This is a genomic window from Pseudoalteromonas sp. Z1A6, from assembly GCF_011378745.1.
GTDB classification, from domain to species: Bacteria; Pseudomonadota; Gammaproteobacteria; order Enterobacterales; family Alteromonadaceae; genus Pseudoalteromonas; species Pseudoalteromonas arctica.
Map to the genome: position 1 here is coordinate 1 of NZ_WTKW01000117.1, position 11,676 is coordinate 11,676.

Annotated in this window: 9 protein-coding genes; 5 read left to right on the forward strand and 4 right to left on the reverse strand. The window is 40.0% G+C overall.

The genetic code is table 11. The features are described from left to right. Positions 1 to 89: 89 nt before the first annotated feature. A complete protein-coding gene (locus tag GQR46_RS09340) occupies positions 90 to 1,046 on the reverse strand; it encodes a methylenetetrahydrofolate reductase (RefSeq protein ID WP_024593278.1) in 957 nt (318 codons plus the stop codon). 250 nt (positions 1,047 to 1,296) lie between these two features. Between GQR46_RS09340 and GQR46_RS09345 the strand changes: the two genes are divergently transcribed. Then, positions 1,297 to 4,179 (forward strand): M16 family metallopeptidase, encoded by a 2,883-nt coding sequence (locus GQR46_RS09345; protein ID WP_165740794.1) that lies wholly within the window; start codon positions 1,297 to 1,299, stop codon positions 4,177 to 4,179. A 191-nt stretch (positions 4,180 to 4,370) separates the two neighbouring features. On the opposite strand, the gene GQR46_RS09350 is transcribed toward GQR46_RS09345, so the two are convergent. Together GQR46_RS09350 and GQR46_RS09355 are read right to left on the reverse strand one after the other, a co-directional pair. Beyond that, complete coding sequence (locus GQR46_RS09350) at positions 4,371 to 4,691, reverse strand: helix-turn-helix transcriptional regulator (RefSeq protein ID WP_024598636.1); 321 nt, start codon at positions 4,689 to 4,691, stop codon at positions 4,371 to 4,373. Between the two features lies 1 nt (position 4,692). Continuing rightward, positions 4,693 to 5,097 (reverse strand): hypothetical protein, encoded by a 405-nt coding sequence (locus GQR46_RS09355; protein WP_197139946.1) that lies wholly within the window; start codon positions 5,095 to 5,097, stop codon positions 4,693 to 4,695. Positions 5,098 to 5,441: 344 nt separating this feature from the next. On the opposite strand from GQR46_RS09355, the gene cysE reads away from it, so the two are divergent. Continuing rightward, on the forward strand, positions 5,442 to 6,260 hold the full coding sequence (gene cysE / locus GQR46_RS09360; RefSeq protein WP_165727596.1) for a serine O-acetyltransferase: 819 nt from the start codon (positions 5,442 to 5,444) through the stop codon (positions 6,258 to 6,260). Between the two features lie 35 nt (positions 6,261 to 6,295). Next, positions 6,296 to 6,976, forward strand: a complete 681-nt coding sequence (locus GQR46_RS09365; protein ID WP_165740795.1) for a hypothetical protein — start codon at positions 6,296 to 6,298, stop codon at positions 6,974 to 6,976. 12 nt (positions 6,977 to 6,988) lie between these two features. Here GQR46_RS09365 and xseA read toward each other — a convergent pair whose 3' ends face one another. Next, on the reverse strand, positions 6,989 to 8,329 hold the full coding sequence (gene xseA / locus GQR46_RS09370) for an exodeoxyribonuclease VII large subunit (protein ID WP_165721065.1): 1,341 nt from the start codon (positions 8,327 to 8,329) through the stop codon (positions 6,989 to 6,991). Positions 8,330 to 8,464: 135 nt separating this feature from the next. Here xseA and guaB point away from each other — a divergent pair, with 135 nt between their 5' ends. Both guaB and guaA read left to right on the forward strand, forming a co-directional pair. Beyond that, positions 8,465 to 9,934 carry an IMP dehydrogenase gene (gene guaB / locus GQR46_RS09375; protein WP_165727594.1) on the forward strand — a complete coding sequence of 490 codons (1,470 nt, stop codon included), beginning with the start codon at positions 8,465 to 8,467 and terminating at the stop codon, positions 9,932 to 9,934. A gap of 102 nt (positions 9,935 to 10,036) precedes the next feature. Next, complete coding sequence (gene guaA, locus GQR46_RS09380; protein ID WP_165727593.1) at positions 10,037 to 11,614, forward strand: glutamine-hydrolyzing GMP synthase; 1,578 nt, start codon at positions 10,037 to 10,039, stop codon at positions 11,612 to 11,614. Positions 11,615 to 11,676: the final 62 nt, after the last annotated feature.

Here is an 11,676-nt window from a genome sequence, read left to right on the forward strand (position 1 = left end):
ATTTATTAATTAATTTTTCAAAGAACGGACATAAAAAAGCAAGCCATTAGGCTTGCCAAGAAGGGTGTTAATTAGCTCTTACCTAGCCTTTAAGCTATTAGCTTTTCCGCAAGGTTCAATTCCATAATGGCTTTTAATAAACGGTATAAGTTAATTGACGCGTCAATTTCTTCTTTACGGTTTGTTAAGCTTTCAATATTTAGGCCCAGCGGTACATCTAAATGCGCACAGCTTTTAAGTATTAAGTCGAGATTTTCGCGGCAAATACGGACTGATTCGCTTAATGTATTGTCTGCATCAAGCATGCGCCATTTAGTTGCCTCTGGCACTGAGATACCCAACCATTGCATAAAGTCTAAGGTTTTTTCGCCGCCGCACGGGGTAAACGTTAATATAATACGTTGAGGTGTAATACCCTGTGCTTTACACGTACGTGCGTAGCTAGTAATTAGCTCTATAGTAGCTTGTGCGTCGTAAACAGCTTGCGATATAAAAAATTGACAACCTTGTGCTGTTTTTTCTATTAATCGTTCGTGCTCATTTCGTTTACTTGAATGGCGCTCGGCAATCGTAACGCCACCTAAAAAGAAATCATCTGATTGCTCAGCCATCGCTTTATACGCATCTGGCAGGCTTAGCTTTATATCGCCTATCGATGATGGGCTACCTACTAAAACAACATTTTGTAAATCGTAGTCGTTTTTAGTTTCACTTAGCCAATCTTTAAATTCGCCTACGCCACGCTGCGCCACACTTTTATAAGTAATCACATCTTGTGCAGATAAATTACGAAGTAAATGGCTGTATTCACGCGGATCAACGGTTTGTTTAAACGCAAATGGACGGTCTTGATTAGTTCGGCTGCTTTCGTCTTGAATGTCGTAAATTATCACGCCGTCGTATTCAATTTCGTGTAAGCGACCTAATAGCTTTTCTGCAATGGTTTTTAATTGCGCTTTATCGGTGCCAATTTTAGGCGGGGTAGTACCAATAAGATAAACACCTTGGTTGGTGTCCACTATCTTCTCTTTTAGTGATAAAGCCATAATCCTCATTCCAGCTAAGTTTGTTTTGATGGATTTAATATAGCAGCCATTTAGACGTCTAGATAGATTTATTTAGTGAAAGTTTTTCAACTAACATGATGTTTATTCATAGTACTTGTTCCCATAATTTATAATTGACACAGTTGTTTACATAATAAATTCCCTTTGGGCTCTTATATTTATTGGCTTTGGGGCATAATTAAAGAGTTAAATCTGACAACAAATTTGCTCAATTTAAAAAGGGACAACAATGAAATTTAAATTATTAGCAACCAGCTTAGCGGTATCGCTGGCGTTAACAGGTTGCGCCATGCAACAAAACCAAAGCACGCAAACAACAGCACAACAAGAACAAGTAAATAAAGCTGATGACCGTGTTTTCTCGCAAGATTATTTAATTGAAGAGCTAGAAAACGGCTTACGTGTCATGGTTGTTAAAACCGACTACCCTGATGTAGTGTCGCTGCAAATTCCGGTATCGGTTGGGTCGCGTAACGAAGTTGAAGAGGGCAAAACAGGCTTTGCTCACTTTTTTGAACACATGATGTTTAAAGGCTCACAAAAATACCCTGAAGATGTGTACTCAGACATATTAAAAAATTCAGGTGTTGATAACCGCGCTTATACAACAAACGATTTTACAAACTACCATTTAAACTTTTCAAAGCAGCATCTTGATAAAGTACTTGAGCTTGAAGCTGATATTTTTCAAAACTTAACTTACACCGAAGAGCAATTTAGAACAGAAGCACAAACGGTAAAAGGTGAGTACTTAAAAAACAACGCGAGCCCAATTCGTAAATTATTAAGCGCTGTACGCGAAGAGGCGTTTGATAAGCACACGTATAAACACACCACTATGGGCTTTTTTAAAGACATAGAAGCTATGCCTGATCAAATGGCCTATGGTAAAGAATTTTTTGCTAAGTTTTATAAGCCTGAGTATGTGTCACTTGTTATTGTGGGCGATGTAGACCCGCAAGCAACAATGGCAATGGTTAAAAAGCATTGGGGCAGCTGGAAAAAGGGTAACTATATTGCTGACATTAAAGCAGAGCCTGTTCAACAAGCACCAAAATATTTGCACCAGCAAGATGAAGCGCTACCAGGTCATTGGTTACTTGTATCGTACAAAGGCGCTGCGTGGGAGCCTGCTAAAAAAGACAGAGCGGCGCTTGATTTAATCTCACAGCTTTATTTTTCAAGTAATTCAGATTTATATCAAGAGCTAGTGGTCGACAAACAAATTGCCAGCCAAATGTTTACCTATAACCCAGAGACTAAAGATCCGGGTTTATTACACGTATTTGTTAAAGTAGAAAACGCAGACGATTTAGCCACTGCACGCGATGCCATTAACCGAACTTATGCAAAAGCACGCACTGAGCTTGTTGATGAGCAAAAGCTGAGTGATTTAAAATCGAACCTTAAATACAGCTTTATTAATGGTTTAGATTCGTCGCAAGCGATTGCATCAACCCTTGCCAGCTACATGCATTTTGAGCGCGATCCTGAGGTTATAAACCAGCTGTATAAATCGGCAGATAACATCACCAGCGCAGATATTAAAGCCGTTGCTAATAAATACTTTACTGATAACGCACGTACCACATTAACAATGTCGGCACTTGATGAAGCGCCAAGTTTTGAGCAAGAAGTTGATTTAAATGCGCTTACTGCAAAGCTTAAACAAGCACCTGCGGCTCCTGTATTTAAAGTACTTGATAAAACCAATAGCTCGCCATTAATTGATGTTAACTTTTTATTCAATACCGGTGCGGCTGCCGACCCTCAAGGCAAAAAAGGCGTTGCTGCGTTAACTGCGGCTATGCTTGCACAAGGTGGCTCAGAGGCGACAAGCTATAAAGATATTCAAAAAGCACTTTATCCGCTTGCGGGTAGCTTTGGTTATCAAATAGATAAAGAAATGCTGTCGTTTCAAGGACGTATTCATAAAGATAACGCGTCGCAGTGGTATACACTTGTGAGCGATCAATTACTAAACCCAGGCTTTAGAGAGGATGACTTTAAACGCCTCAAAAAAGAAATGATCGACGGTATTAAGTCAGGCTTAAAAGCATCTAACGATGAAGAGCTAGGCAAAGAAGTGCTATACAGCGCGCTTTACAAAAATCATCCTTATGAAAGCTACAACTACGGTGATATTTCTGATTTAGAAGCGTTGACGCTGGATGACGTTAAAGCATTTTATAACAGCGAGCTTACGCAATCTAAACTCACGGTTGGCTTAATTGGGGCTGTGCCTGCAAAACTTAAAGCTAAAATGATGAGCGATTTTGCAACGCTACCAAAAGGTGATCAAAGCCGTTTAAGTATTCCTGATGCACCAGCGCTTAAAGGTCATCATGCAACTATTGTAGAAAAGTCGGCGCAATCGACTGCGGTATCGTTTGGTTTTCCTATTGATACAATAAGAAGTAGCGAAGACTGGACAGCACTTTGGCTTGTGCGTTCGTACTTTGGTGAGCACCGTAGTTCTAACAGCTTTTTGTATGAGCGCATTCGTGAAACCCGCGGCATGAACTACGGCGATTACGCATACATTGAATACTTTCCACGTGGTATGTTTCAAACCAAGCCTGATGCAAACCTAGGGCGCTCTGAGCAAATATTTCAAGTGTGGTTACGCCCACTTCGCTCTAATAACGATGCGCACTTTGCAACTCGTACGGCTTTATTTGAGCTAGATAAGCTAATTAAAAATGGTATGAGCGAAGATGACTTTGAAGCCACGCGTAACTTTTTAATTAACTTTGTACCGCAAATGGTTGCAAGTCAAAACCGCCAATTAGGTTACGCACTTGATAGCGAATTTTACAACACAGATAGCTTTGTAAGTTACGTAACTAACAAACTTAAAACGCTAAGCGTTGCTGATGTAAATCGCGTTATTAAAGAAAACCTACAAACAGACAACGTTCAATATGTGTTTATAACCGCAGACGGCGCTGATATGCAAAAACGTTTAGCGTCTGAGCAAACATCACCAATGGTTTACAATACCGATAAACCTGCCGAATTAGTGGCTGAAGATAAAGTAATTGCTGATTACAAATTAGCAATTCCTGCAAAAAATATTGAAGTGATGAAAGTTGATAAAGTATTTCAATGAAGGTTTAAATAGTTATATAAGTTAAGATAATTAAAATGCCCCATATATTGGGGCATTTTTTATGGTATTGGATATAGTATTGAACCAATTTTTACACCTAACCCAAAAAGTATCATTGCACTTATTATTACAACTAAAGTGATGTGGCCACGTAGCTCTTTCGACTCATATTTTGACATTGCTGCAGCTCCTTATTTCATAATAAAAAAAACAGTTATCATGCCTAATATGAAGCTGACTACTGATGACAATGCTAACACCGTGGTTATAGTGTGCTTGTTTAAAGTTGTTGCACCACCGAGAGGTGTTGTATCTTCATCAAGCTTAATTAATTTACCCTGGCGTACTTCTAAAACCGCGCATAAAGCCATTGTGGTTTCTTTTGATGCCGCGCCTTCTTTTTCTACCCGTTGGATTGTTCTCAAGCTTACATCGCAGGCATCGGCAAGTTGCTGTTGCGTCCAATTAAATTGCTGCCTAAGTTCTTTTATTGTTTTAGGATTAAGTTGCATTTTAAAATTTCCCAATCAAGAATTCTAAAATTATAATTAGCAAGTAGCCACCAACTAGGCCTCCAAAAAAGCAGCCAAAAAGCACTTTTAACGAAGTTTTTGGGTTATTTAATAATGATGATTGTTCATAACTTTTTATAAATTGGCCATTTTTATAAAGTGAGCACTCTAACCTGCCAGTTAAAATATTACGCATTTCAAACATTACTTTAAAATCATTGTCACCAATATTAAATTGATGGCCACTGTGAATCCTTTGGTTACGCTTATTACTTATAAGTTCATCATTTACGTATACTTCTTCTTTCCCTGTAAAGTAGCTACCAAAACACGCTATTTGATTATCGCCATCTTGAAAGTAAAATTTGTAACCTAATTTTCTTGTATTTAATACATCGTTTTTCATCATCGTTATCCTTGTTGAGTTGATGATGCTAATTTAGCGTTTGTTTTTGTTATTTACGCCGTCAGCTGTACGCCAGTATGTATTTTGGCATATGACAGGTGAACTGTCATATGTTGTTAGCTTTTGATTTTTATTAATTTATTATATTTTAAGTATGTATTGGAAATTTTAGCAACTGTCGTATAGCTTAATCTAAAAAGTGGGTACGTATTTAAAATATCATTTCTGGTTGCTAGTTATATCTAATAACCAGAACAAATAACTAAGGGATTAACACCTTAGGCTTTAAATCCGTTAGACTTGGGAAAAGGCTATTTTATATCAACTTAAGGCAGTGCAGTATTATGCGTCATGCAATTTGGCAACAGCTTCGCGAAGAAGCTAACGATGTAGTAACACGTGAACCATTATTAGCAAGTCATGTTTATTCATGCATTTTGAATCATGATTGTTTAGGTTCGGCATTGAGCTTTATTGTTGCTAATAAGTTGGCTGATGCGGTGGTATCGGCATTCACTATCCGAGAGCTGTTCGATCAAGCATTTGTAAAATGTGACCGTATGCTATCTTTTGTTGCTGAGGATATTAAAGCGGTAAAAGACCGCGACCCTGCATCAGAAACCTATCTTACGGTTATATTAAATCTAAAAGGTTTTCATGCTATTCAGGCGCACCGTTTGGCTAATTGCTTGTGGCAACAAAACCGCAAAGAGCTAGCGCGCTTTATTCAAAGCCGTAACTCTGAAGTGTTTGGGGTCGATATTCACCCAGCATGTAAAGTGGGTAAAGGCATTATGTTTGACCACGCAACCGGTATTGTTATTGGTGAAACAGCGGTAATTGAAGATAATGTATCAATTTTGCAATCTGTAACGCTTGGCGGTACAGGCAATGAGCAGGGTGATCGTCATCCCAAAATTAGAGCGGGCGTATTAATTGGCGCCGGCGCTAAAGTACTTGGTAATATTGAAGTAGGTGAGGGCGCACGAATTGGTGCGGGCTCAGTTGTACTTAGCAATGTTCCACCACACACAACCGCTGTTGGCGTGCCCGCTAAAATTATTGGTCGACCGGATTGTGAGTGTCCGGCGCAAAGTATGAACCAAAACTTTTTAGCAAATCCTGAGCCTGAAAACGAATCGCACACGAGTGCAATGCTATAAGTAATTAAAAATAATAAAACTTAAAAGGAATTAACATGAACAAGAATAGTTTATTGGCTCTAGGGATTGGGTTTATTGCGGGTGTAGGTTTAACTTGGAGCTACTTTAATGCAGCTTCAAGTCATCCAGAATCTGTTAAGTCGCAGCCAAGTTATGAAAAACAGCAAAAGCTTCATACTGGACAACAAAGTAATGAGGTATTAAGTAATGCAGACTCTGCAGTACCTGAGCAAGTCGCTAGTATAGAGCCCGCTGAAGAGACGCCTCCAACCTATTCAGAAACCCAAATGCTTGATGAGCTACCTTTAGAAGAGCAAGTAACTCAGCTTAAGCAGCAACTTGCTGAGCAGAAAGCGACAGTTAAAAGCATTTTAAAGCAAATGAGAGGTCCTTCAGATTTTGAGAAGATTTTACGTGATAAATTTGAAAAGCAAACGCGTGACGAAGAATGGGCTTATCGTACTGAAATGGCATTACAAGATTTTTTATTAACAGCTGATTTAGCGATTATACCCGATGTTGTTAGCGCAAAATGTAAAACGACGATATGTGAATTTGAACTTGCCGCACCCGCTGATAACGACACATTTGATAATTCTCAATGGCGAGAGCTAAACGACGAGTTGATGAAGCAAGAGTTTTGGCAACAATTTAAAAGCACTACCTCCACATCAAGCGATAGCGAGCTTAAATTGTTGCTAAGTACAGAGTTTTAAGTAATACCAACTTTATGTAACAGGTATAACCTGTGATTCTATAGAGCCATCAACGAGCTCTGTAATCAAAACATCGCCTGTTTTAATTTGCCCCACAGATTTAACCACTTTGCCTTGTTGTGTTTTAGTGATGCTATAGCCGCGCGCTAAAACATTAAGCGGACTTACTGAATCTAACCTGCTTGCTTGCAGTGCTAAGCTATTATTCGCTTGCTGTAACTGATGTTGTATAGCTTGGTTTAGCCTAGCTTGTAATTGCGAAAGTTGATGGCTTGCTGTAGCGAGTTTTTTATCGGGTGATTGGCGCATTAAACGCGGCGTTAAGTTATTGAGTGTGCGTTCTTGTTGGTATAAACGATTACGCATCGCCTGTTGCAGCGCAATGCTTAGCTCATCCAAACGTTGTGATTTTTGATTAAGCTGATTACGCGGATGACATAAATTAAGGCGGTGTTGTAACTGCGTTGCTAGTGCGCGCTTGTCGGCAATGCCGTGCTTAAACGCGTTAGATAAACGATTAACTAATTGCGTTACTTTGTTGTGTAACTCTTGCGTATTAGGGCTTACAAGCTCAGCTGCGGCTGATGGAGTCGCTGCACGAACATCAGCAACGTAATCGCTAATAGTGGTATCTATTTCGTGGCCTACCGCACTTACTATCGGTAATTCACTTTTGAAAATAGCGCGGGCGAGCTGTTCGTGATTAAAACACCATAAATCTTCAAGTGATCCGCCGCCTCGCCCTAAAATAAGTACGTCTACTTCATCACGTGTGTTGGCTAATTCAATTTGGTTAATTAAATGCACGTGCGCTTCTTTGCCTTGTACCATAGCAGGGTAAATGATGACTTCTAGCTGCGGTGCACGGCGTTTGAGTACCGTTAAAATATCTTTTATAGCAGCGCCGGTTGCTGAGGTAATAACACCAATGCGATTAATATTTTGGGGTAATGGCTGTTTGTGAGCAGAGCTAAATAATCCTTCGGCGGCTAAACGCATTTTAAGCGCATCAAATTCTTGTTTTAGCTGACCTTCGCCTGCGGGTTCCATATGCTCAACAATAAGCTGGTAGTCACCGCGAGGTTCATAAAGCGATACACGCGCTTTTACTGTAACTTGTGCGCCATTTACAGGGCGGTAGCTTTGGTTGCGATTATTGCCTCGCCACATTGCGGCTTTAATTTGTGCTTTATCGTCTTTTAACGAAAAGTACCAATGTCCAGATGCAGGGGTAATAAAGTTAGAAATTTCGCCCGTGAGCACTAAAGATGCAAAACCTTGCTCAAGGATTGTGCGAATTTCTCTATTAAGGCGTGAAACGGTGTAAACCGCCTGCGAAGGCTTCGAAAACATAAAAAACAACCTAAAACTATTTATTGCACTACTTTATCATAAATATTTGCTAAATATTATTTACTCATGGCAACAACGCTGTTAAAATTTGGCCGCAATTCCTTATCTTAGATCCACATGTGAGAAGTTGCCAAAATGCTTAGAATCGCTAAAGAAGCTCTTACCTTTGATGACGTACTTTTAGTACCTGGTCATTCTACTGTTTTGCCACACACGGCAAATATTTCAACTCGCTTAACGCGTGGTATCAAACTTAACTTGCCGCTTATTTCAGCATCTATGGATACTGTTACAGAAGCTCGTTTAGCTATTGCCCTTGCGCAAGAAGGTGGTCTTGGTTTTATTCATAAAAACATGACTATTGAAGAACAAGCGAAAAACGTACGTAAAGTTAAAACCTACGAAGCAGGTATTGTTTCATACCCTGTAACGGTGACTGCCGATTTAACAATAGCAGACGCTATTGAGCTTTCACACGAAAAAGGTTTTTCAGGCTTTCCAGTTACCGATAGCGACAATGTACTTGTTGGTATTGTAACTAGCCGTGACATGCGTTTTGAAACTAAGCTTGAACAGCCTGTTTCTACCGTTATGACTAAAAAAGAAAAGCTTGTTACCGTTAAAGAAGGCGCAGCTCGCGAAGAAATTTTAGGCTTAATGCACGAACACCGCATTGAAAAAATCCTTGTTGTTGATGACGCTTTTAAACTTAAAGGCATGATAACAGTAAAAGATTACCAAAAAGCCCAAGACAAACCAGACGCATGTAAAGACGACCAAGGTCGTTTACGTGTAGGTGCTGCTGTAAGTGTTGGTGCTGGTACTGATGAGCGTATTGCTGCATTAGTAGAAGCGGGTATTGATGTTTTACTTATCGATACATCGCATGGTCATTCTCAAGGTGTTATTGACCGTGTTACTAAAACTCGCAAAGAGTACCCAGACTTACAAATTATTGCCGGTAACATAGCTACAGCAGAAGGTGCGATTGCACTTGCAGACGCTGGCGCCGACGCAGTTAAAGTAGGTATAGGCCCAGGTTCTATCTGTACTACACGTATTGTTACCGGTTGTGGCGTTCCACAAATTACAGCTATTTCAGATGCTGTTGAAGGCTTAAAAGGTCGCGACATTCCTGTTATTGCTGATGGTGGCATTCGTTTTTCTGGTGATATTGTTAAAGCACTTGTTGCTGGTGCATCGTGTGTAATGGTGGGTTCACTTCTTGCTGGTACTGAAGAAGCACCAGGTGAAGTTGAATTATACCAAGGCCGTTATTACAAATCTTACCGTGGTATGGGCTCATTGGGCGCGATGGATCAAAAAGAAGGTTCATCAGATCGTTACTTCCAAAAATCAAACGAAGCAGACAAGTTAGTACCTGAAGGTATTGAAGGTCGCGTAGCTTACAAAGGTCCAATTGCAACGATTATTCATCAGCAAGTAGGTGGCTTACGTAGTGCTATGGGTTTAACGGGTTGTGCAACAATTGAAGAGCTTAATACAAAACCACAGTTTGTACGCGTTACTTCAGCGGGTATGGGTGAATCGCACGTACACGATGTGCAAATCACTAAAGAAGCACCAAATTACCGCTTAGGTTAAGCAGCGTAATTAATTTAATATACTGGGCTTGCTTTGCAAGCCCTCTTTTTAGTCGTTTACATTAACAAATGACATTTAGCATCAGACTTTACGAGATACTCCATGAGCAAAGATATTCACGATTCACGAATTCTCATTTTAGACTTTGGTTCACAATACACGCAATTAATCGCGCGCCGTATCCGCGAAATTGGTGTTTACTGTGAGCTATGGGCATGGGATGTGACTGAAGAGCAAATCCGCGAGTTCAACCCACAAGGTATTATTCTTTCTGGTGGCCCAGAATCAACAACACTTGAAAACAGCCCGCGCGCTCCAGAGTACGTATTTAATGCAGGCGTGCCTGTGTTAGGCATTTGTTATGGCATGCAAACAATGGCTGCTCAACTAGGTGGTAGTGTACACAGCTCTGATAAAAAAGAGTTTGGTTACGCACAAGTTGAAAAAGTAGGTAATTGTGCATTGTTTGATGCAATTGAAGATCATATTACCGATGGTGGCAACGGCATACTCGACGTATGGATGAGTCATGGCGACAAAGTAATGGATATTCCAGCTGGTTTTGCAACAACAGCTAAAACATCTACTTGTCCACATGCTGCAATGTCTAACGAAGAAAAACGTTTTTATGGCGTACAGTTTCACCCGGAAGTAACGCACACGCATCAAGGTCAGCGCTTATTAGAGCGTTTTGCTATTGATATTTGTGGCTGTGAAAAATTGTGGACTGCAGCAAAAATTATCGATGATGCTATCGAGCGTATTAAAGAAACCGTTGGCGATGACGAAGTTATTTTAGGTCTTTCTGGCGGTGTTGATTCATCGGTAGTGGCTATGCTTATTCACCGTGCAATTGGCGAAAGGCTAACATGTGTATTTGTTGATAATGGTTTACTTCGTTTAAACGAAGGCCAGCAAGTAATGGACATGTTTGGTAATAAATTTGGTTTAAACATTGTTAAAGTTGAAGCTGAAGAGCAGTTTTTAAATGACCTTGCAGGTAAGTCAGACCCAGAAGATAAGCGTAAAGCCATTGGCCACACGTTTATTAATGTATTTGATGAACAAGCTAAAAAGCTTAAAAATGCAAAATGGTTAGCGCAAGGTACAATCTACCCAGACGTAATTGAATCAGCGGCATCTGCAACTGGTAAAGCGCATGTTATTAAATCTCACCACAATGTGGGCGGGTTACCAGATGACATGAAAATGGGTCTTGTTGAGCCATTACGTGAGTTATTTAAAGACGAAGTACGTAAAATTGGCCTAGAGCTAGGTTTACCGTACGACATGCTTTATCGTCATCCTTTCCCTGGACCTGGTTTAGGTGTTCGTGTACTTGGCGAAATCAAAAAAGAATACTGTGATTTATTACGCCGCGCTGATGCGATTTTCATCGAAGAGCTTCACAAAGCTGAGCTTTACCATAAAGTAAGCCAAGCGTTTACTGTATTCTTACCTGTTAAATCGGTAGGGGTTATGGGCGATGCACGTAAGTACGATTGGGTTGTATCACTTCGTTGTGTGGAAACAATCGACTTTATGACAGCGCGCTGGTCACATTTACCTTATGAGTTTTTAGGTGTGGTATCAAACCGTATCATTAATGAAATAGACGGTATTTCTCGTGTTGTTTACGATATTTCAGGTAAACCACCTGCAACTATCGAATGGGAATAATTAATTTTAGTTTTAATTAACTAATTTTAAGTGATTAAAAAACGGCGAATTAGCATGCTAAT

Excerpts from the sequence above, each read along its gene's own strand:
- GQR46_RS09345 (WP_165740794.1), top strand. The coding sequence starts at position 1,297 with ATGAAATTTAAATTATTAGCAACCAGCTTAGCGGTATCGCTGGCGTTA.
- cysE (WP_165727596.1), top strand. The coding sequence starts at position 5,442 with ATGCGTCATGCAATTTGGCAACAGCTTCGCGAAGAAGCTAACGATGTA.
- xseA (WP_165721065.1), bottom strand. The coding sequence starts at position 8,329 with ATGTTTTCGAAGCCTTCGCAGGCGGTTTACACCGTTTCACGCCTTAAT.
- GQR46_RS09355 (WP_197139946.1), bottom strand. The coding sequence starts at position 5,097 with ATGAAAAACGATGTATTAAATACAAGAAAATTAGGTTACAAATTTTAC.
- guaA (WP_165727593.1), top strand. The coding sequence starts at position 10,037 with ATGAGCAAAGATATTCACGATTCACGAATTCTCATTTTAGACTTTGGT.
- GQR46_RS09350 (WP_024598636.1), bottom strand. The coding sequence starts at position 4,691 with ATGCAACTTAATCCTAAAACAATAAAAGAACTTAGGCAGCAATTTAAT.
- guaB (WP_165727594.1), top strand. The coding sequence starts at position 8,465 with ATGCTTAGAATCGCTAAAGAAGCTCTTACCTTTGATGACGTACTTTTA.
- GQR46_RS09340 (WP_024593278.1), bottom strand. The coding sequence starts at position 1,046 with ATGGCTTTATCACTAAAAGAGAAGATAGTGGACACCAACCAAGGTGTT.
- GQR46_RS09365 (WP_165740795.1), top strand. The coding sequence starts at position 6,296 with ATGAACAAGAATAGTTTATTGGCTCTAGGGATTGGGTTTATTGCGGGT.